General features: G+C 36.5%; 16 protein-coding genes. 9 read left to right on the forward strand and 7 right to left on the reverse strand.

Annotation, left to right across the window (positions count from 1 at the left end; genetic code table 11):
- Positions 1 to 17: 17 nt before the first annotated feature.
- From BALOs_RS09600 to BALOs_RS09625, 6 genes are all read right to left on the reverse strand, one after another.
- Entirely contained in the window at positions 18 to 1640 is a 1623-nt protein-coding gene (locus tag BALOs_RS09600) for a carboxyl transferase domain-containing protein (protein WP_115363396.1), read from the reverse strand.
- A gap of 126 nt (positions 1641 to 1766) precedes the next feature.
- The gene (locus BALOs_RS09605) at positions 1767 to 4343 is read right to left on the reverse strand and encodes a hypothetical protein (RefSeq protein WP_162929640.1); all 2577 of its coding nucleotides are present in this window, start codon (positions 4341 to 4343) and stop codon (positions 1767 to 1769) included.
- Positions 4344 to 4663: 320 nt separating this feature from the next.
- On the reverse strand, positions 4664 to 7513 hold the full coding sequence (locus BALOs_RS09610) for a hypothetical protein (RefSeq protein ID WP_120405039.1): 2850 nt from the start codon (positions 7511 to 7513) through the stop codon (positions 4664 to 4666).
- Positions 7514 to 7769: 256 nt separating this feature from the next.
- Positions 7770 to 9107, reverse strand: coding sequence for an NUDIX domain-containing protein (locus tag BALOs_RS09615; RefSeq protein ID WP_120405040.1), 1338 nt, complete (start codon positions 9105 to 9107; stop codon positions 7770 to 7772).
- Positions 9104 to 12532, reverse strand: a complete 3429-nt coding sequence (locus BALOs_RS09620) for a thiamine pyrophosphate-dependent enzyme (RefSeq protein WP_120405041.1) — start codon at positions 12530 to 12532, stop codon at positions 9104 to 9106. Before BALOs_RS09620 ends, BALOs_RS09615 begins: the two co-directional genes overlap by 4 nt.
- A gap of 83 nt (positions 12533 to 12615) precedes the next feature.
- On the reverse strand, positions 12616 to 13131 hold the full coding sequence (locus tag BALOs_RS09625; RefSeq protein ID WP_162929641.1) for an energy transducer TonB: 516 nt from the start codon (positions 13129 to 13131) through the stop codon (positions 12616 to 12618).
- A gap of 102 nt (positions 13132 to 13233) precedes the next feature.
- Between BALOs_RS09625 and hppD the strand changes: the two genes are divergently transcribed.
- Positions 13234 to 14307 (forward strand): 4-hydroxyphenylpyruvate dioxygenase, encoded by a 1074-nt coding sequence (hppD, locus tag BALOs_RS09630; RefSeq protein WP_158536916.1) that lies wholly within the window; start codon positions 13234 to 13236, stop codon positions 14305 to 14307.
- 7 nt (positions 14308 to 14314) lie between these two features.
- Here the strand turns inward: hppD and BALOs_RS09635 are convergent, their stop codons facing one another.
- Positions 14315 to 14680 (reverse strand): hypothetical protein, encoded by a 366-nt coding sequence (locus tag BALOs_RS09635; protein ID WP_120405043.1) that lies wholly within the window; start codon positions 14678 to 14680, stop codon positions 14315 to 14317.
- Positions 14681 to 14965: 285 nt separating this feature from the next.
- Between BALOs_RS09635 and BALOs_RS09640 the strand changes: the two genes are divergently transcribed.
- Genes BALOs_RS09640 through BALOs_RS09675 form a run of 8 tightly spaced genes read left to right on the forward strand, consistent with a single transcriptional unit; the run spans position 14966 to position 21936 of the window.
- The gene (locus BALOs_RS09640) at positions 14966 to 15277 is read left to right on the forward strand and encodes an EthD family reductase (RefSeq protein ID WP_115363410.1); all 312 of its coding nucleotides are present in this window, start codon (positions 14966 to 14968) and stop codon (positions 15275 to 15277) included.
- A 14-nt stretch (positions 15278 to 15291) separates the two neighbouring features.
- Entirely contained in the window at positions 15292 to 16071 is a 780-nt protein-coding gene (locus BALOs_RS09645; RefSeq protein WP_120405044.1) for an enoyl-CoA hydratase-related protein, read from the forward strand.
- A gap of 2 nt (positions 16072 to 16073) precedes the next feature.
- Positions 16074 to 16862: an enoyl-CoA hydratase/isomerase family protein gene (locus BALOs_RS09650; RefSeq protein WP_120405045.1), complete on the forward strand. Its 789-nt coding sequence runs from the start codon at positions 16074 to 16076 to the stop codon at positions 16860 to 16862.
- A 28-nt stretch (positions 16863 to 16890) separates the two neighbouring features.
- Positions 16891 to 17703: a Phenylacetic acid catabolic protein gene (locus BALOs_RS09655; RefSeq protein ID WP_115363416.1), complete on the forward strand. Its 813-nt coding sequence runs from the start codon at positions 16891 to 16893 to the stop codon at positions 17701 to 17703.
- Between the two features lie 6 nt (positions 17704 to 17709).
- Complete coding sequence (locus tag BALOs_RS09660) at positions 17710 to 18573, forward strand: 3-hydroxyacyl-CoA dehydrogenase NAD-binding domain-containing protein (RefSeq protein ID WP_115363418.1); 864 nt, start codon at positions 17710 to 17712, stop codon at positions 18571 to 18573.
- Positions 18566 to 19228 (forward strand): 3-hydroxyacyl-CoA dehydrogenase family protein, encoded by a 663-nt coding sequence (locus tag BALOs_RS09665; RefSeq protein WP_115363421.1) that lies wholly within the window; start codon positions 18566 to 18568, stop codon positions 19226 to 19228. The genes BALOs_RS09660 and BALOs_RS09665 overlap by 8 nt, the downstream gene beginning before the upstream one ends.
- On the forward strand, positions 19225 to 20436 hold the full coding sequence (locus BALOs_RS09670; RefSeq protein WP_115363423.1) for a thiolase family protein: 1212 nt from the start codon (positions 19225 to 19227) through the stop codon (positions 20434 to 20436). Before BALOs_RS09665 ends, BALOs_RS09670 begins: the two co-directional genes overlap by 4 nt.
- A gap of 9 nt (positions 20437 to 20445) precedes the next feature.
- Positions 20446 to 21936, forward strand: a complete 1491-nt coding sequence (locus tag BALOs_RS09675) for an aldehyde dehydrogenase (RefSeq protein ID WP_120405046.1) — start codon at positions 20446 to 20448, stop codon at positions 21934 to 21936.
- Positions 21937 to 21973: the final 37 nt, after the last annotated feature.

Genomic DNA, 21973 nt, shown 5'->3' on the forward strand with positions numbered 1-21973 from the left:
CTCCTTCTCAATTCTCATTACATTCTAAAGACACCAAACTTAGTCTCTTCTATTGGTGCTTGTTTACTTGCTTTAATAGCAGCACCTAAGATATCTCGTGTCTTATGTGGCTCAATTACACCATCATCCCAAAGTCGAGCTGTTGAATAATAAGCACTTCCCTCTTCTTCATATTTGTCTAAGATTGGTTGTTTGAACTGAGCTTCTTGTTCAGGAGTCATTGGAGCCTGACCTTTTGCTTTAAGGCCATCTTGTCTTACTGTTGCAAGAACTCCTGCAGCTTGCTCTCCACCCATTACTGAGATACGTGCATTTGGCCACATCCACATAAAACGTGGAGAATAAGCACGTCCACACATACCGTAGTTTCCAGCACCAAATGATCCACCAATAACAACAGTGAACTTTGGTACGTTTACAGTAGAAACAGCTGTAACCATCTTAGCACCATGCTTTGCAATACCTTCTGCTTCATATTTAGAACCAACCATAAACCCTGTAATATTTTGCAGGAATACTAGTGGTATATTTCTTTGACCACAAAGTTGGATAAAGTGAGAGCCTTTGATTGCTGATTCCGAAAAAAGAATTCCGTTATTAGCAACAATTCCTACTCTTTCACCACAGATCTTAGCAAAACCACACACTAGTGTTGGCCCGTACTTTTCTTTAAATTCATGAAAGCGTGATCCATCAACAATACAAGCAATGATTTCACGAATATCAAATGGCTTCTTCGTATCTCTAGGTAGAATTCCATAGATATCTTCAGCATCATATTTTGGCATTTCAAAATTAAAGTCATCTTCATTTTGAATGAAGTTTGTATTTTCAACAATTGAACGAGTAATCGCTAATGCGTCCTCTTCATCTTCTGCAAAGTGATCAGCAACACCAGAGTCACTTGTGTGAACCTTTGCCCCACCAAGAGTCTGAGCGTCTACTTCTTCACCTGTTGCGGCCTTTACAAGAGGAGGTCCTCCTAAGAAGATCGTTCCATTATCTTTTACAATAATTGATTCATCTGCCATTGCAGGTACATAAGCACCACCAGCAGTACATGATCCTAGAACCACGGCAATTTGTGGAATACCTTGAGCAGACATTTGTGCCTGATTATAAAAAATTCTTCCAAAATGTTCCTTGTCAGGAAAAACTTCATCTTGCATCGGTAAGAATGCTCCACCAGAATCCACAAGATAAATACATGGTAGGCGGTTTTCACGTGCAACTTCTTGTGCTCTTAAGTGCTTTTTCACAGTCATTGGAAAATATGTTCCACCCTTAACAGTTGCATCATTTGCAACAAACATGCACCAAACACCATGAACTTTTCCAATACCAGTTACAATACCGGCGCTTGGAATATCCATACCGTACATCCCATTAGCTGCTAATGATGAAAGTTCAATAAATGGAGATCCTGCATCGAGGATCTTATCAATACGTTCACGTGGTAAAAGTTTTCCTCGTGAATGGTGACGTGAAACAGACTTCTCTCCTCCACCTTGATGAGCTTTATTTACTCTTTGTCTAAGTTCTTCAACATTTGAAAAATGAAATTTGAAGTTTTCTTTAAAGTCGTCACTAGTGCGATCGACTTTCGAATGAATCGAAATCGTATCTTGCGAATTAGTCATAGAAAATTGCCTCTAATATTTGTAATAAAACTGAGCAATTTTATCTATTTATCATAGATTTTGACAAGGCAAGGCACGTTATGATGCACCGCAAAACCCAAGAAGATGTAAGGAAGGTCTTTAATATTACTCTATGGCCTCAGCAGCGTTAAGAAACTTCATATAAATACTATCCTCATCTGTTTTTTCAATAACTTCAGACGCAATACTGCGACCGGCCACTTGCTTGATCTCATTAGCTTGCATCGGAAGACGCGGGCCAACAAATGAACTAAATGCTATGGCCTCCAGTTCTTCAGAAGACTCAGACAGGATTACATTTCCGTTTTCATCATGCTCAATGAAATAAGTAACACCATTTGCCAATACAACGATATTACTTCCGCTTTGAAGCGCTTCTTTTACTAACTTTCTATCTTGAGAATTGATGACATTATCATCGAGTTTAATTGTTTGGGCATTATTTGAGTTTGCTACGAGCTTCATTCCTCCATTATTAACGATCGATGAAGTTCCAGATGCAGTTCCAGATGAGGTTGAAGATGAGAAACTACCAGAAGAAGCTGACCTACTGGAAGCAGTGGCTGGAGGACCTGGGGCAATATTAGATACAGAAGGAATTATTGCTCCACTGCTTCTACTAATATTATTAGAGCTTCTATTAAATGGATTCTCTAATTCATTTGAAGCGCTAGCAGCTTTCTTTGTATTCGAAGGTTTATCACGTTGCGATTTTTCTCTATTATTAACATTTTTTGTAAATTCAGCGACTTGATTTTGTAATTCAGAAATCTGCTTTCTTAGACTATTTTCGGTATCTCTTAATTGATCAGTAGAATCACTCGTGATTTTCTCATCCTGATCAATTATAACATCATTAATCTCATCTTTATTGTCGGAGTAAGTTTCATCACGAGACGATTTAATAGAATTATTTTGAACTATAGATGATGCTAGATTTTGCCCATCCATTTGATTTGGTAAGTTTTCTCTTTGTTCCAAGTTTTTAGATAAATACTCAGCACTTTGATCAAAAGTATTATCTGTTATTTCTTCAGAAATAGGTTGTTTATTTGTTGTAAATGAAGAGTCAACTAATGACGATTTATTCTTTGTTCCAGATTCACTAAAGCTTGCAATTTCATTTGAATAAGATGTTTTTATATCGTTAAAAATTGTACTTGTATCGGCAGTTGAACGATAGACTTTTCCATAACTAGAAGCAACTTTTGTATCAATTGCTGTTCCGACTGAACCACAATAATACTTAGCAGAAAAGATATCTTGCCCACCAAAGTTTTCATTGGACTTAGAAAATTCCACGGCCGTAATACCTTCCATAACCTCATCTGTATTAGCTGGGTTACAGGCATATTCTAGTGCTTCAATTCTATCTTTACACTCATCAACAAGTTCTTTATTAGAGTTATGAATTGTTTTCCAAAAAATTGAGTTGGCCTTTCTTTTTACAGTCAAGTCTTCTGACTTATCAAGGTCATTTAGAAAATTTGAAACCTCTTCAAGATCATCGAAATTATTCACTACATTTTTAAGGAAATTAATATTTAGAGTTGTTAAATAACTTATGATGAAATCATTTTCATCTTTTGTCGAAAAAATACGTTCTTTATAATTCAGTGTACCTTCGTTACCTCTTGTTTGGTAATAGCGAATACGATTATCTTCATCCGCTTCAGCAATCGCCTTTTGACGATGGCCATAATATTCGTGTCGAAATAGTTCGTTTGATTCAATAAACTTTTTAACTCTTCCAAGATACTCATCGCTAAATTTATCAACGCCATGACTTTCTTTATTAAATTCGTTATACACAAGATCAATAATTTGTGAAGAATCTGATACTCTCCTATTATCACTACCGTAAAACTCATTTACTCTGTCAGTAGCATTATCAAAAATATGTGTTAAGCGAGTCTTTGCATCTTTTAGATTGCCATCACCGTCTCTAGAACCTTTTGCACTAAATGATAATTCAAATTTTTCATCTAAGGCATTTTTAACATCTGCATTAAAGCATCCCTTAATTTTTTCACTTATTTTATCAATATCTGATTCTGTACAAGAAAAGTCTGGAGAAGCTCCATTATTGATATGATATTGTTCCTTGTATTTATTAAAACTAAAGGCATTGGACTCTATTAAATTAAAAAGGTCATAAACTCTATTTGCCATAATACTGTTATAGGACTTACTTTTAAAGGCTTCAAAAGAATTATCAGGTATAACAAACTTCTCAGGTGAAGTTGCTGCGACTTTATCGACACAGCGACAATATTGATCGACATTAATCTTTTTTTCGTTTGGTTTTTCAGTATCAAAACTATACAGATCATAACGACAGGCATAGGCTCGATCTTTGAGATCATCTTCTAAGTCAGTCACAACATTCAATGGTGTCTGTTGTGGAACAACACTTCCAAAACAGTCTCCACTATTTGAAAATATTGACTTTGATAATAGTGACGGAGGGAGTTCACTCATATTGCTGGTAGGATTATTGTAGTCTATTGATTGAGATCTTCTCGAGTGATCAAATACATTTTGATAATGTTCAATCTGCTGTTGAAGGTCACGACTATTAAGACTTCCCCCTTGTGTTGTTAAAGCAAATAAACTAGAGGAAGCTGAGTAAACTGATTGTTGAAAAAAGAATAGAGTAATTATAATCGTTTTAAATTTCATTTTATTCCTAGATACTTGATCTGTTTTATCCATCGGATAGTTCAACTGATTCCTAAAGTGACCAAAATCTATTGATAGAGGTCGTCTCGAGGATTTTATTATCTCAAAGAACGACTATAGCTACATATATAGTTTACAGAGAAAACTTCTTTAATACATAAGTACCTAAAATTTGATTTACAAAGATGAAATAAAAAATAAATGGCATTTAATGAATAAAAACTCTTTGCGCCAATAAAGTGTGGAATATGTTTAAAATAAATATAAAAAAAGGCCATCCTAAGATGGCCAATATATATTATAAATATATTAAGTTTTTACTACTCTGATATTTCTGCAGCATCTAAAAATTTAGAATAAATACTTTCTTCTTGTGCTGCTGTCTCATCTTTTTCTGATGCAATTTCTCGCTTAGGCCCATCTTCAGCCTTAGGCTTTGGTAATTGTGGACCCTCTTGTTCTGGCCCCATTACACCGGCCATAACCTCTTCGGCAGTCTCAGATAGAATAACGTTTCCTTCTTCATCTTGACCAATATAGTATACTCGTCCATCTGTTAGAACAACGCTAGTGCTTCCATTTGAAATTGCCTCTGCAACAAGTCTTTGGTCGCTTTTAGCTATATTTGAATTAGAAACAGTACCGCTAACAGCTCTAGAAGATCCAGAGTTTCCAGATAATCCTAGGCCTCCAGTTGCACCTAATTTATTTATTGCAGAAAGTCCTTGTCCGGCCGAAGAGAATGAAGATGATGATGTCGTTGCCGGAGCTGTTGGAACAGCGGCACTACCTGTTGTAGCACGGCTCGCTTGTTGTGGAGCAAAAGCATTGTCTCTACGTACATTATTCCCCGATCCAAAACCAGCAAAGTTATTTGAAGTAGGCTGAGGTTTTTCTACAACTTTTTCCTCTTCGTTTAGACTATCTTCATTTTCTTCTTCTGATTTCTTATCACGACTTGCAATTGCAGAGTTTAGCTCAGAGATCTGTGCCCTAAGGGCATCTAACTCTTTTTTAAGAGCGTTATTTTCATCAACTTGAGCAGCAGATACTGACTCTTCACTCTTTTCTAGCTCTTCTTCAATATTTTGTGCTTCTCTTTCAATACGATCTTTAACTGACTCAATCTCTTCAACTGATGTATTTGGGTTTGATACAATTGCTTGCATTGTATTACCATCAATCACGTTTGAATCTGGAATATTATTAGACGAGTTCATATTATCTAATAAGTTCGCTGCTTCAGAGAAATTGTAGTCTTCTTCAGTAGTGGTTTGAGTGCTCGTTGAAGTTGCAACAGCATCATCGATTTCTGGTCCACTATTATCAAGTATCTGATCTCCACGTCCTGTTGTATTAACAATTGTTTCAGTTCCAGAAGCAGTATCTGTAGAGTCTGGGCTATCTGAGAAAACTTTTTGTTTTTCAGATTCTTTAACTTCAGCATAAACTTGCTGTGGTGTTAATGTTTCAATCTCTCCAGCTCTAGAGTTTGCTACTTTCGTATCAATTAAATCACGATTTAGTACTTCACAATATAGTTTAGAATTTTTAACACTTGAATCATTATCTAATTCACTATTTGCATCGATAAACTCTTGAGCACTAACATTTGTCATTACTTGCTTTGCATTAGCAGGATCACAAGACTCTTTTAGCTTTTGTATCTTTTGAGAACAAGAGCCCATATTTTCCTCATAACTAGACGCTAAATAATCTGCCATCGAAGTTCTTATACTTGCAAATGTTTCAGGGTTTCCTTGAGTGATGCCTTCAATGATGTCATTTTTATAATTTGTATTGTTCTTAAACTCAGGTCTGTTCCCCAAACTCATCATCGTTTTATCGAATAAAAGTAGAGCAAACATACCAGCGAAACTCTTTTCTTGTTGATCAGTTATATCAAAAACAGTTTTTTCAACAGGAGACATAGCAATCCCTTGACTTCTCAGATCTGTGCGCTTTTTGATATTATACATATCCACATAACGCTGCTTGTGAGCTTGGAACCCTTGCCTTAAAAGAGGACTCCTATTTAAGAAGTCTCTTACTTGACTTAAATACTCATCAGGAAATCTTCCTGTACCATCATTATTTTTAGCAAAACCTACAATAATTAAATCAGAGAACTTTTGAGCTTCACGCTTAATACGCTCATCATCGTCCCCTTTGTTACTAGAGTTCTGGTCAACAGAATCATCTCTAAAGTCTTTAATTTCTTCATTTGCTTTATTAAAGATTTGGGAAATTCTATTATTAGCTTTACTACTGAAGATTAAGATTTCATCTTTTAATCCATTCTTCTCATCAATTAGATCTGCTGCAGGCCCCTCAAAACACTGATTAAGCTCTTTGGCCATCGTATCAATATCATCTTCAGTACATCCAAAGTCACCTGCTTCAAAATTGTATAGATCTTCAGCTTTATCTAAATCCTGATATCGGTGCGCATTCTTTCTTAATGTCTGAAGGAAGTCAGTTACTCGATTAGCAATAATATTTTGATAAAAGCTTTTTTGAAAATCATTTAAAACATCATCATCTGATAAATCTGCGTGACTTTCTTCTGATGCTAAGTCACCGACACAGCCACAATAGCTTTGAGAATTTAATTTAGTTGTTAGGCCCTCTGAAGAATCAAATTCTTCAAGATAATCCTTACATACAGACGAAAAGACTTGGTAGTCACGTCCCCAGCTTAGAAAACTCTTAAATATACTTTCATTAGAAGAAAATCCATCTAAAGAACCACACGGCTGCGATGAATCGTCATCGAATCGATAATTAAAATCAAACTTTGGACTATAGATATTTATTTTAGGTTCATTACTATATTCTAGGTTTATATCTCTACTATAAGAAAAATCAGTATTATATGCAGGACTCATTAAGTACTGGTCAACTGATTCTGAATCACTAAATTCAGTTATAGAAAGAATTGAGTTATCTGGCTTATCAAATTCACTCATAGCATTGTACTCTTGAGCTTTATATTCAATCATCCCCTGCTGAGCTCGAGAGGCGCTAGCTTCTAGTGAATTATTCCCCGCAGCACCATCAAGACTGGCCGGAGATGCTTGCACGACTTGAGACGAATCTAAGCGAATATCATTCGCAAATGTTGTCTGAGTGGCAAAGATCAAAATCAATATTGAATTTAAAGCTCTCATTTCCTTCCTCACAATATAACTCTTCTTAATTTATCGGTTATTTATTAAGATTTCTTGAGTAACTGATCACTACAGTAAGTTTCTCCCTACTATTATTTTCACTTGAAATTGAGGTGGAATAAATGAATTCAGGCCATTATCTTAAAGATAATTTTTTTATACCTAATAACACGCTAAAATTATTGAGTTTCGATAATGAGTCTAAGAAATAGTCATCAAAATTTGGACATTATTTTCTGCCAATAAATAGACACAATTAGCAAATTCCAGGGCCAAAGTCCCTTAGCTTTTCCAGATGAGAAGTAATTGTTGCCATGGCATATGACTTAAGACGCTCTGGTAAATCAGGGTAGATTTCGTTAAAAATCTCTTCGATTTCCTTGCCTTCACTAACACATTTCCTTACTTGCTCTTCTCTTTCTAAACGATGCTCAAGTGTCTTCTTTATCTTAAGAGTTCCACCAAGACAAATACCATGAGAAGGCATAATAACTTGAGGATCTATATCGATAACATTTTGTAAGGATTGAAAGTACTCTCTCATACAAGAGCCCTTACCACCAATTGTTACGGTACCAACAGTTTGGATAAGATCTGAAACGATCATCCAAGCACCATCGACTCGGTATAGAGAACTTTGCCCAAAAGCATGACCGCCAGTTGTAATTAACTTCACATCCACCCCACAAGACTCAACAACGATATCACCATCTTGATAAAACTTAACATCAAACTCGTTGAAGTAGTCTTTATCGAAGTCTTCTAATAGATGATCATAAGTTCCTTTAGACATTGAAAATGAAATACCGAGCTCTTTTGCCAGTCTTCTGCTGTATTCATGATGATCAGGATGATGATGAGTTAGAAAGACTTCTGAAATATCATGTTCTCCAATAGAGTTAAGAAGTTTTTCATATTCATCACTATTTTTAGGAGAAGGATCGATGATAATTTTCTTGTGCCCGTCATCACCAAGAACAAAACAATTTGTGCGATTTGCTGGAGGAAATGTGTTAGAAAGTGGCATATATTGACGTAAGCCAAAGAGAGGCTCAATCATAGGAACACACTTTATTGAATCATATTTTAGATTTGCATCTAAAAAATCAAGGCTTGCTATATCTCGATCTAAGTCTTCTAAAATTGTAATCATTGGAGGGACAACAAGCATTTGCCCTTGTTTGTATGATTCAAAAGCTTCGTGGCAATTAAACCATTTCGTATATGCAATCTCACCTTGATCAAATTCAAATTTAATATCCTCAAGATGGGCTTCATCTTTTATAAAGATCTTAAAATAATAATTTTCAAAGCGATGTGGATTAAAGTCAGGTGTTACGGCCAGTGAATATTTTGCGATATTAATAATATGCCCAGATACTTGGAGATCATCTAGGTCAATATTTAACTCTTCTTTGATTTCTCTTTTTAGAGCGTATTCAAGATAATTATCCCCGCCTTCTGAAATATCTTCTTTATCAACTTTACCACCAGGAAAAGAGGTATACCCAGGAAAGGCCCTTAGATAATTTTGTCTCTTCATGAAGAGAACTTTTTCACCACAAATAAATATAGCTGATACTGACTGTTTCAATTTACTCCCAATTCATTAAATGCATTTTGCGCTTTTTCATAACGTACATCTCGATAACCTTTAATATTATCAAGTAACTTTAAAGCATGATACTCATTATCGACCTTTTGTAGGCCATTAAATAAGAAGTCACGAGTTGTTTTAGCTATTGCTCTTTCCTTATGATGCCATGATGGAAGAAGAGTTCTAAGCACCCTAAAGTGTCGCATTAATTTTAATTGCCAATTTTTTGGTGAGATATCAAATTCAATTTTCTTATTTAAAATATCAAATGAAGGACGATTAATTCGTTGTTTTACAATACCTGTACCAAGTGCACCATAAGTTTTGTCTTCCATTTGTTTTAAGAAAGGAGAAAGCATTAAGTGAGCTACCATAACTTCATCTTTTACAAAATATGTCTTTGCTAGAACTTGAGTTGCTAAGACACGATTCTCTTCACTTACAATAGTGCTGATGGCACGAGCTCCTGATATAAATTCAGTTGTATCCTTTCCTCTATTATAAATAAATTGATCATGTAGAATTTGTATTAGATGTCTTTTTTTCATCCAAGGAATATCAACAATTGCTTTATCTAAGTTTTCTTTAAACTTAGAAATAAAATAATTTGTATTATGCCATGGAAGAAGAGAATCTTTTAAAGACTCAATAGCTAAGTTTAGAGTTGTCTCTTCTTTAACTTTTAAATCATTATGCTTTCTTTCAAACTCTTCGACACCTAGAGATGCCATTTCTTGTCCAAGTCTAAAAGCTGCAATATTATTATCGACTTCACTTTTCTTAATTGAATTTCCAAGAGCGTCTAATAAGTCTTGATCACTAAATGGAACAAGTCCCAATTGATAAGCGTAGCCTAAAATCATACTCGATGCATAGACAGCTTTTCCAAAGAATAGATTACACCACTTTTTAAGCGGAACCATAATGATTCTCTCATCATTACGAGACTTAACTTTCTCAATAAGTTTTTGTTTTGTAAGACTTTCTTCAGATAGTCCTTTATCTAACATAATAGAGAGTGGAACTTGATAAGAGTCATCAAAAACAGCAACACCGTTTTCACTATGAAGGAAGCCTAATTGTCCAATTCCATCAAGTAGGTCTGGACTTAAAAGTACATCAGAAGCTCCTCGAGGAGTTACGGCCCCCATTGACTTTGTTTTATGACAAATCGACATATGACCCGTCACATTTCCATTTCTTTGAGCAAGACCCTTTTGATCCATAAACTTGAAGTCCAGATCGTCACGGCCTGCCATCTTAATACTTGCGTTTGCAATAATTTTAGATATCGTTGTAATTCCTGATCCACCGACTCCTGTGACGACCATACGCCAAGTATCACCTTGAGCAATATCGTCAAAAGTTTTCTTTGTCTCAACATCTTTTAAATCAAAATCTAAATGTGAAAAGTCACTTGGACGATACTTTGTAGGATGAAAGTTTTTAACTGTTACTTTCTCAAAACTTGGACAGACCTTAAACTTAGTACAATAGCTATCTGCTACACAAATTGTAGGGTCAATTCCCATCTTTGTTCCATAGGCATCAAATACTTGTGTCAGTCCAGGACATCCTGTTTCTTCAATACAAACACGACAATCTTCACATGCAGAAGTATTAATTTGGTAGAAAGTCTTCTCTTTTAATACTCCACTATTTTTCATCGTATTTCTTTCACTGGCCCTAACCTTGGCCTGATATGTAAGAGAACACTCTTTATTAGAAATAATGACCTTAACACCTTTTTGTGTCACAAAATCTCGCATGAGATTCTTGTAAAAATAACGATCACTTGGATGAACTTCTTTAGCAGTCTTTACTCCTAAATTTTGTACAATATTAAGCATATCCTGCTTAGGTCTCTTGCTACCTTCTACATTAATTTGTGATGCAGGAGTCATCTGGTGCCCTGTCATTGCTGTATTGTCATTATCAAGAAGTATATAAGTTATATCGTGATCAGCTTGTACTGAATTTGAAATATCTGTTATCCCAGAATGGAAGAAAGTCGAATCTCCCATAAGGACCACTGATGGATTCTTAGTAAATAAGTCCATACCAGCACCGAGGGCACCACCTTGTCCCATGGCCGAAAGATTATGCATTTCTCCAAACGGCGGTAGAAATGATAAAGAATAACAACCAACATCACCGTGAGTAATGAGATCAATATCTTGAGCCTTTAGCCAACGACGTAAGTCTTTTAATAATGAGAGAGTTTCTCTATGAGGACATCCTGGACAAAAAGTAGGAAGTCTCTTCGGTAAGATTTCACCAAAGTTACGTTCTTCAAATGCTAGGCTTTTACATTGCCCAATTTCAAGAAAGTCCTTAAGGGCCTCTAGTTTCTCACTGATGATTTCAAAACTTAAACCTCCATAAGCAGGAAAGCCCTCATTTTCGCCAAACTCCTTACCTACGATCTCAATTTCAATACCGTGTTTTTGACAAAGCGATCGTACTTCACCTTCTAAGAATCCTCGTTTTTCTTCCACCACAACAAGTTTTTTTAATCCCTTTAAATAAGGAATTAATAAATCATCCACAAGAGGAAAAGAAGAAGCGACTTTATATAAAGAGAAGTGCTCTAGATAATCCCCTTCTTCTAAGCACTGCTTTAAGGTTTCAAAAATAACACCGCTTGAGATAAATCCAATTCTTGAATTCTCATTTCCAAACCTTGCATCAAGTTTCATTTCTTTTAGAACTTCTTTCACTTTTGGAAAGCGTTCTTTGATCATAGAAATATCTGCAAATAGAGAGTTTGGTGGAACCATAACGTTTTTTTGTAGATCAAATGTTGAAGGATCAACGTCAATTAACTCACCATCAATCTTTGCTTCCTCAAAACACTCAACTCGTCCTCCACCTTCAGCTAAGAAAGTGCTTAATAGAAGTCCTTGATAGAGACTCGTTTTTGATGAGATCTCTTTTGCTTTGGCGATCCAATCCTTCAACTCTGTTGGATTTGAAGGCTCAAGAAATGACATATGTAGATGCTTAAATAAATATCTTGAATCAGCAGCTGTTGAAGTTGACATTGACCATGGGTCATCACCAACACAAATGACAGTTGCCGGATAAATTTCACGGCCATCTATTATTTCTGGTTTAGCAGGATTAGCAAAGTTACCAACACTAAGAGCATCACTTGCCACATGTAGCCCCATAGACTTCATTGCAACTAAACAGTCTCGACCTGCTTGCTTTACACCACTTGCCATGGCCGCTGCATTTGCTTCAGAGTTTGTAATAACGACACGAATGCCTTTTTCATGCATCTCATTTTTCTTCTTATATAAGATATTAAAGTAATCTGCTAAAGGTGATCCTGGATAACCAGTATATAGGTTAAAGCCTGCTTCAAGTGCACCTTGAATGATTAATTCATTCCCGTTAAGAATTCGATATTCTGCCATATGTCCTCTAAATTTAATTGAGAAATGAGTATAGTGATTTAATCGTGTTTTTTGACGTACCAGCGCGTCACTTTTTATAATTTTTAATCGATTGTAAACACAATCTTCTTCTTAAATGTCGTGGTAAGTTTCTGAGGCTTAAACTTCCAATTAGATGCCACTTTTAAAACAGCAGTATTAAATGCGTCATAACTGGCACCTTTAACAAGCTCAACTGACTCGACCTTCCCACTTGGATTAACCTTTATCAGGACCTCTACAATACCACTTGCGCCAATACGTCTTGCACTTCGAGGGTACAAAGGAGCAACAAATTGTAGAATTTGATTATCAAAATTCTTAGCTGTAACCACTTCTTGTTGTCTCTTTTGAGATTTCTTATATAACTTTTCTTCGACAATTTTCTTTTGATTTTGTTTATCTTTTTCTACAGGTTCCTTAAACTCTTCTTTTTTTATTGAGTGGGCCTTAATCTGAATATCAATCCCCATACGCTCTCGCTGCATCTGCTTTCTACCTTCACGTAGATTTGTGAAGAAAATAACAGCATGCACCAAAAGACTTATTGCAAAAAAGAAGAACCAAAATCGATGTTTCATAGGCCTATCATAATGCATCTTGCACCATATGGGAAAAATCGTTACTATCTGCTCCATATTAAGAGAATCAACAATATTAAATTATACAGCAAGGAAAGTTTTATGAGTTCAAAAATCTCTCCAGAAAATCCATTAGGGGTTTTAGCAATTGATCACCTCGAGTTCACATGTGACTCACTAGAAACTAAGACTAAGGACCTATTCTATACTTTTGGTTTTTCTAAAACATATGAAAACCAAGAAGAAAAGAAGGAGCTGTTCTCTCAAGGCCAAGTTCGATTCCTTTTAACAGCAAACGAATCTGGACACGCAAGAGAGTATTTAAATGCTCATGGTGAAGGTGTTTCGACAATTTCTTTCTTAGTTGAAGATTGTGAATACGCATACAAGACAGCACTTGAGCGTGGTGCTGAATCCCTACAAGAAGTAATCACAACAGAAAGTGAACACGGTGTTTATAAGAGTGCCAGAATCAAGGGCTTCGGAGATGTCGCCAATGAATTTATAGAAAGACCAAAAGCTTACTTTCGTCCAGACTTCAAAAAACTAGAAGAAGACCCAAAGGCCCAGCCTCTTGCTTCAAGAGTGGCCAGAATTGATCACCTAACAAATAATGTTCCAAAGGGTGAAATGAAGAAATGGGTTGAATTCTATGACCGTGTTTATGGATTTAAGGTAACTCGTTATTTTGACATCAAAGGATCAAAAACAGGGCTTAACTCAGAAGTTGTCCAGCTACCTAAAGGTGAAGTGATTATACCAATTAACGAGCCAAAAGAAGCTGGTGGAAAAGACCAAATTCAAGAGTTCCTCGATCTACATAAAGGAGCAGGCGTTCAGCACATTGCTCTAACTTGTGGTGATATTCTTTCAACTGTAAAAGATTTAAGACAAAGAGATATTAAGTTCCTAGATATTCCTCATACATACTATGAAGATATTCCAAAAAGAAACTTCACTGTAACTGAAGATCTAAGTGAGCTTGAAGATCGTCAACTACTTGTAGATGGTGATGAGGAAGGCTACCTCATCCAAAACTTTACTCAAACTTACGTTGGCCCACTATTTTTTGAATTTATTCAAAGAAAGAATCACAATGGATTTGGTGAAGGAAACTTCCAGGCCCTCTTTGATGCTATTGAAAGGGATCAAATCGCAAGAGGATACCTGGACTAAGACATAATTAAATTCTTTTAAGACAATCTGAAATGCTTTGCTTTCTTACTGATGTAGGAACAAAGCATTTCTTGTCTACTGTTATATCTTGCCAAGACTCATAAGCAACCTTACGAATCTGGATTAGTTCCTGAACAAAGCTTTCTAAAACTTCGTAATCAGACTTGTCTGCACAATCAAATTCAAAATTAGTACAAACAACATCTTTTGAAATAATTAAATCTTCACGATCCATACTAACAACAACGTGAGTGTTGTGAAATGGAAGGAATGACTCAACTACATATACTTGTAGATCTCTAGGTGCAACACAAGTTGCTAGTGCTGCTTTAACAAGAAAAATTGCGAATATTGCTCTCATTAAGTTTTTCATATTTTACTCCGCCCTAAGGCATAATCATTTGTTTCATAATTTATTAACTGTGAAGAATATAAACTAAATCAGCAACGCAAAGGGTTATTTTGAACAAATTTCACCGTGCGTTATAAAAATCTCATAGCTGATATTAGTTTATCCTAATATCTAATTATTCTACTGTCTAAATCATTGAAAACACGTCAAGAAATGACTCAACAAGCCTATTCAAAAAGGGTCTTCTATTCCTACAATATTGCTTTAATTAACTAAAGTTTTGACACTCATGAAGAAAGGACGCTTATGTATAAGTTAATCGCTATTTATAAAATACCAAATGATATTGATGCTTGGGAAAAGCACTACTCAGAAGTTCATACTCCCCTAGTTAAGAAAGTTCCAAGCCTCAAAGAAATCCGTCTCAATCGCATTACAGGTACACCACGTGGAGCAAGTGACCTTCATGTTATTGCAGAATTGGTATTTGAAAATAAAGATGACTTTAAAACAGGTATGAGCTCAGAAGAGAATATGGCCTGTGGAAAAGACTTATTCAATTTCGCAAAGGAAATTGTTTCTGTTCACTTTGCTAAAGAAGAAGTGATCTCACTTTAATTAAGGAAAACTCAATGAGTAATATTTTATGTGAATTTCCATATAACGATCACAAGCATATTGCCCTTGTGAAACTTAATCGCCCAAAAGTTCTAAATGCGCTCTCTACAGACTTAATGCGAGAGTTAGTAGACAAGCTTTTTGAACTGGATGACAACCCTGAAGTCAGAGTCATTATTCTAACAGGTAACGATCGAGCTTTTGCTGCTGGAGCAGACATTGCACAAATGGTTGAAGCAACACCAATTGATCAAATCAATGATAATCGCTTCCGCTCATGGCAACAACTCGCTCAAATTACAAAGCCAATTATTGCGGCCGTAAATGGTTACGCTCTTGGTGGTGGATGTGAATTGGCCATGCATTGTGACTTTATCATTGCCGGTGACAGCGCAAAATTTGGCCAACCAGAAATTAAGATTGGGACAACTCCAGGAGCTGGTGGAACTCAACGCCTTACTCGCGCCATAGGAAAATCAAAGGCCATGATGCTTGCAATGACTGGAGAGATGATTGAAGCCAAGCAAGCACTTGACTGGGGACTCGTTGCCAAAGTTGTACCTAGTACGACACTAATGCAAGAAACATATGAGACAGCAAAGAATATCGCAAACAAGGCCCCTGTTGCAATTAAGCTTATTAAAGAGTCTGTTAACAAGGCTTTTGAAATGAGCCTAAGTGACGGTGTCGACTTTGAACGTCGTAACTTCTATCTTACTTTTTCAAGTAGTGATCAAAAAGAAGGTATGCGAGCATTCTTAGAAAAACGCGACCCAGAATATAAAGGTAATTAATCATGAGTGAATATAAAAACATTATAGTAGAAAAGAAGTCATTTACTGGAATTATCACTATTGATCGTGAAGAAGTTTATGGCGCTCTCTCTAAGGAAGCAAAGTTAGAAATCATTCAGGCCATAAGAACTCTAAATAGAGACGATGAGGTTGGATGTCTCATTCTAGCATCGAAAGGAAAAGGCTTCTGTACAGGACAAGACTTAAATGATCGAACTGTTCAAGCAGGAGAAAAGCCTGTTGATTTAGGTGTTACCTTAGAAACAGAATGGAATCCACTTGTAAATGCAATTTCTAACTCTAAAAAACTCGTTATTGCAGCAATTGAAGGTGTTGTTGCTGGTGCGGGTGTATCTGTGGCCTTAGCTTGTGATCTTGTTATTGCAAAACCAGGTATCAAATTTGTCTCTGGATTTTCAAAACTAGGTCTTTGTCCAGATGCAGGATCAACGTTCACATTTACAAGAGCTTTAGGTCAAAAGAAGGCCATGGAATTCTTCCTCTTCAATCAACCACTACTTTCAGAAGATATGGAGAGAGCTGGTCTAATCAATAAGGTTAGTGAAGAAGCATTTGAAGATGCTAAGAAGTGGGCCGATCAAATTAATGCCATGGCCCCTTTATCGCTAAAAGCGATTAAAGAGAATATTAAAGTGGCCACAGACTCAACATTTCAAGAATCAATGGATCGAGAAACTTCTTATCAAAGATTTCTAGGAAATAGTGAAGATTATAAAGAAGGATTAAATGCCTTCTTTGAAAAGAGACAAGCAAAGTTTTTAGGTAAATAAAAAGACGAATTAATAATAAGGAGGCCATATGGCAGCAAGAGAATACACTCAAGAAGAACTTCAACTTTTTGAAGACATTAAAAATGGAAAGAAATTTGATAAGGGTGATGAACTTCCTCCCCTATATAAGAAAGCATTAAGAAATCTACTTTGGATGCAACATGATTCTGAGTATTCAGGTGCTCTTGGTTATGCACCATGGATTGAAAAAGCTCCAACAATGCAAGAAAAGGTTGTTGTTGCTCAAATTGTAAAAGATGAAATGAGACACGCTTCAGTTTGCTACCGTCTACTTAAAGGTCTAGGTGAAGATGTTGATACTCACATTCAAGAATCAGAACTAGGTTTTAAAATGGAAGAAGATCTAGCTCAGATAGGTTTTCAAAGAATGAAAAAAGATTACCGAGTTAATATCTTCTACTACGGTATTAATTACTGGGAAGACTTTATTCTATTTAACTTCTTAATGGATAGAGCTGCAGGTCACCAACTAGAAGATACTCTTGATTCAAGCTACCTACCGTGGAAAAAAGGAATTGAAGGAATCTATAAAGAAGAGATCATGCACCTTGCACACGGTGACAAGTGGATCAAGATTCTAGCTGAAGGTGATAACAAAGAATTCCTTCAAGAAAGATTAAACGTATGGTGGCCAAGAGTTATGAATGTATTTGGTTCAACTAAGGGACGCTCAAATGATCTCTACGTTAAGTTAGGTCTTAAAAAGAGAACAAATGCTGTTGTTCGCGACGTTTTTGTCGATGAAGTAGAAAAATTATGTAAAGAAGCTGGTCTAGTTCTTCCTGAGTATAAGGAAGAAGAACAGCCTCAAAGGCAATAAGCTTATATGAATATCAATAGTGTTTTAGTTATTGGTGCAGGAACCATGGGGCGAGGAATCGCTCAATGGTTCTGTCAACACGGTGTAAGAGTTGAACTGGTCGACCAACATTTAGAAATGGCCCAAGCAAGCGGCGATCTAATTCATAGCTCATGGGATAAACTACATTCCAAAGCAAAATTTGATGCGGATGAGATTAAGGCCTTTAAAAAGAACCTTAGAATCGTAGATATGATGGAACACCAAATAGATCACGATCTTGTGATTGAGGCCATCGTTGAAAACTTAAATATCAAATGCCAAGTCTTTAACCGACTTGATGAGATCATGAAAGAAAGCACTATCTTTGCTTCTAATACTTCTTCAATTCCAATAACTAAGATGGCCAAGGACTTATCAAAGACAAGAAGAGAAAACTTCTTAGGACTACACTTCTTCAATCCAGCTACGATTATGAAGCTAGTAGAAATAATTGAAACTCCTTGGAGTAAGAAAGATATTGCTCACGGACTTTATGATTGGTTTGAAAGATACGGAAAGAAACCGGCCCTTTGCAAAGACTCACCTGGTTTTATTGTTAATCGTGTGGCCCGAAACTTTTACGGTGAATCATTTCACCGTCTAGAGAATTACGACAAGGATCAAGTAGAAGAGATTGATCGCGTAATGAAGAATGTGGGTGGCTTTAGAATGGGACCATTTGAATTAATGGATCTAATAGGAATTGATGTAAACTATGATGTTACCCAATCTGTTTGGGCATCATATTACTATGAACCTCGTTTTAGACCACATAAGATTCAAAGAGAAATGGTTGATAGTGGACGTATTGGACGCAAAGTAAAAGAAGGATTTTATCGTTATGAATAAGGTAACTATATTAATAAGTGACAATCACCCTCTTCTTAAAAGTGTTCACGGATGTGACTACCCTTCTATCACTGTTGATCCATTCAATATCAACACCCTCGATGGCGTTGACTTTGATGAGACATCTTTAATCATTGATCTAACTTGTTTTGATCGAAACTCTAAAATGGACCTCTACGAACATTTAGATAATGTTTATGATGGCCCAATTATTTCAGACTTAACAATAAATTGGGGTGAATACCTCATAACACAATATGAGAATGTTGTAGGAGCTGTTGCTTCAGCATTCTATTCTCCAAAAAAATGCTTTGAACTTTATCAAAAAGATAATGAGTATGAAGAGACAACTTTTAAAGTCTTCAAAGACTTGGGATATGATCTTGAAATCGTCAATCATGTAGGAATTGGATTTACTTACCCACGTGTTATTTCACAGATAATCAATGAGGCCTTCTTTGCTAAAGAAGAGAATCTAGCAACTCAAGCAGATATCGATAAGGCCATGTGCTATGGAGTTAATTATCCTCATGGACCTTTTGAATGGTGTGAAAAGATTGGAGTAGAAAAAGTAATCATGCTTCTTGAAGAACTAAGGGAAGTTACTGGTGATGCTAGATATCGACCTTCCCGCTTACTTAGGATGAATTTATGACAATACAATATAAAGATGCATATATCGTTTATGCAAAACGTACCCCTATTGGAAAACTTGGAGGAAGCTTATCTCACTTAAGAGTCGATGATATGCTGGCCAATCTTTTCAAAGATTTTTCACAAAATTTCGACTTTGATATGAAAGAAATTGATGATGTCATAGTCGGCTGTGCAAATCAGGCAGGTGAAGATAATCGAAATGTAGCACGAATGTCAGCACTTCTGGCAGGACTTCCCTACGAAGTACCAGGTGTAACATTAAACCGCCTATGTGCATCTTCACTAGATGCAATTATTGACGGTTGGTCACGAATTAATCTTGGAATGGCCGATTGCCTCCTAATTGGTGGAGCTGAGAGTATGACTCGTGCACCTTTAGTTATTTCAAAAGGATCAACACCATTTGGTAGAGACTCAAAAATGTTTGATACGACTTTTGGTTGGCGTTTTCCAAATAAGAAAATGGAAGAGATGTTTCCACTTCTTGGAATGGGTCAAACAGCAGAAGAAGTTGTAGCAAAACTTGGAATCTCTCGAGAAGATCAAGATGCCTTCGCTCTTGCCTCACATCAAAAAGCTTGTAAGGCATGGGAGAATGGAGACTTTAACGATGAAGTTCTACCAGTTGAAATTGCGCTTAGAAAAGAAACATTAACAGTATCTAAAGATGAGGGACCAAGGCCATCAACAACGATGGAAGCTCTCTCTGGCCTTCGTGCTGTCTTTAAAAAAGATGGAAGTGTAACGGCCGGAAACTCTTCAATGATGAATGATGGCGCTGCTTGTGTTGCACTAGTAAGTGAAGACTTCTTAAGAAGACATAATCTTACACCACTTGTTAAATTAACAGGGGCCGGTGTTCGAGGAATTCACCCAAATATTATGGGACTAGGCCCAGTTGAAGCGACAAAGAGGCTAATGGATAAGTTTGGCAAGAAAGTTTCAGACTTTGATGTTGTGGAATTAAATGAGGCATTCGCATCTCAATCACTTGGTTGTATTAGAGAGCTTGGCCTTGATGAATCAAAAATAAACTTACGTGGTGGAGCAATCTCACTAGGCCATCCTCTTGGATGTTCTGGGGCAAGAATTGTGACAACACTAACTCATATCATGAAAGATAATGCGAGTCTTAAACAAGGCTTGGCTTCAATGTGTGTTGGTGTCGGTCAAGGAGTCTCACTAAGCGTAGAAAACTGTAAATAGGAGAAAAGTATGGATGAAGTAAAATTATATATCAATGGTGAAATTAGACCTTCTTCAAGTGGTGAAATGGTGGACTCAATAGACCCATCAAATGGGGAGCTTGTATCAAAGGTACATATCCCTTCCACTCAGGACTTAGAAGAAGCTGTACAATCAGCAAAAACAGCATTCTACAGCAAAGAATGGCGCGATATGGATCAGGTAAAACGTTCAGAGATCCTTCTTAAGGTTTCAGAACTTATCAAAGAAAGAAAGCGTGATTTCATCGCTGCAGAAATTAAAGATAGTGGTTCAACCTTTAGAAAGGCCGCTGCAGATATCCATAATAGTGCAAGCTTCTTTAAGATCATGAGTAAGGTTACTGCAGGATTTAAATTTGAAGAAGTTGATGAGAAAGCAACTCGTGCCGGATTCTCTAAGAACACTCGCCGTTTTGAGCCAATTGGTGTTTGTGCTCAAATTATCCCATGGAATCTTCCGCTACAAATGGCCGCATGGAAAATCGGACCGATTCTAGCGACAGGTTGTACAACAGTTTTAAAGTCAGCTGTTGAAACGCCAATGACAGCAATGATGCTTGCTGAAGTTTTGATCGATGCAGGTGTTCCTAAAGGTGTTGTTAATATCGTGACTGGTGGAGCAAAAGAAGGTGCATTCTTAGTAAATCACAAAGATATCTCAAAAGTTGCCTTTACTGGTTCAACTGAGATTGGAAGAGAGATCCTAAAGCAAGCTGCTAATGAAGTAAAAAATGCGACACTAGAGCTTGGTGGGAAGTCTCCAAATATCATCCTTGATGATGCTGATCTTGATATTGCTGTGGATGCGGCACTTTACGCATTTCTCTATCACTCTGGACAAGCATGTACTTCTGGTACTCGCCTTCTTGTTCAAGAAGGGATCTATGATGAATTTATGACAAAGTTTAAAGAAAGAATTGCTCAGGTTCCACTAGGGCCAACACAAGAAAAAACAACGGGGCTTGGGCCAGTTGTAAGTAAAAAGCAATTTGATAGTGTGATGAACTATATCAATAAAACAAAAGAAGAAGGTGCCAAGCTTATCTACGGTGGAGAGCAAGAACTAGAGAATGGTCTTGATAAAGGTTTCTACATTAAGCCAACGGCATTTGAGATCACTCCAGACAATACAATCTGGCATGAAGAGATCTTTGGGCCAGTTGTTGGAATTACAAAGTTTAAAACTGAAGATGATGCAATCAACATGGCAAATAACTCAATCTACGGACTTGCTGGAGCAGTATGGTCTAAGAATGAAGACCGTGCACTTAAGATAGCAAAAGAGATTGAAGCTGGTACCGTGTGGATTAATGAGTATCACCTACTCAATCCAGGAATGCCATTTGGTGGCTACAAGCAATCAGGGATTGGACGTGAAATGGGTGAAGAAGGAATCAAGGCCTACCTTGAAGTGAAACACCTTTGGGAGTCTGATTGCAATACTCGTGAAGGAAAAATGTGGCTTGATGCTATATTTTAAAATCTAAAATAAAAAAGAGCGCTTAAAGCGCTCTTTT

Source organism: Halobacteriovorax sp. BALOs_7 (assembly GCF_003612895.1).
GTDB lineage: Bacteria > Bdellovibrionota > Bacteriovoracia > Bacteriovoracales > Bacteriovoracaceae > Halobacteriovorax_A > Halobacteriovorax_A vibrionivorans.

Coding starts and splice junctions, on each gene's coding strand:
- hppD (WP_158536916.1), top strand. CDS start 13,234: ATGAGTTCAAAAATCTCTCCAGAAAATCCATTAGGGGTTTTAGCAATT.
- BALOs_RS09665 (WP_115363421.1), top strand. CDS start 18,566: ATGAATAAGGTAACTATATTAATAAGTGACAATCACCCTCTTCTTAAA.
- BALOs_RS09675 (WP_120405046.1), top strand. CDS start 20,446: ATGGATGAAGTAAAATTATATATCAATGGTGAAATTAGACCTTCTTCA.
- BALOs_RS09605 (WP_162929640.1), bottom strand. CDS start 4,343: ATGAAATTTAAAACGATTATAATTACTCTATTCTTTTTTCAACAATCA.
- BALOs_RS09620 (WP_120405041.1), bottom strand. CDS start 12,532: ATGGCAGAATATCGAATTCTTAACGGGAATGAATTAATCATTCAAGGT.
- BALOs_RS09635 (WP_120405043.1), bottom strand. CDS start 14,680: ATGAAAAACTTAATGAGAGCAATATTCGCAATTTTTCTTGTTAAAGCA.
- BALOs_RS09645 (WP_120405044.1), top strand. CDS start 15,292: ATGAGTAATATTTTATGTGAATTTCCATATAACGATCACAAGCATATT.
- BALOs_RS09655 (WP_115363416.1), top strand. CDS start 16,891: ATGGCAGCAAGAGAATACACTCAAGAAGAACTTCAACTTTTTGAAGAC.
- BALOs_RS09670 (WP_115363423.1), top strand. CDS start 19,225: ATGACAATACAATATAAAGATGCATATATCGTTTATGCAAAACGTACC.
- BALOs_RS09625 (WP_162929641.1), bottom strand. CDS start 13,131: ATGAAACATCGATTTTGGTTCTTCTTTTTTGCAATAAGTCTTTTGGTG.
- BALOs_RS09650 (WP_120405045.1), top strand. CDS start 16,074: ATGAGTGAATATAAAAACATTATAGTAGAAAAGAAGTCATTTACTGGA.
- BALOs_RS09600 (WP_115363396.1), bottom strand. CDS start 1,640: ATGACTAATTCGCAAGATACGATTTCGATTCATTCGAAAGTCGATCGC.
- BALOs_RS09640 (WP_115363410.1), top strand. CDS start 14,966: ATGTATAAGTTAATCGCTATTTATAAAATACCAAATGATATTGATGCT.
- BALOs_RS09660 (WP_115363418.1), top strand. CDS start 17,710: ATGAATATCAATAGTGTTTTAGTTATTGGTGCAGGAACCATGGGGCGA.
- BALOs_RS09610 (WP_120405039.1), bottom strand. CDS start 7,513: ATGAGAGCTTTAAATTCAATATTGATTTTGATCTTTGCCACTCAGACA.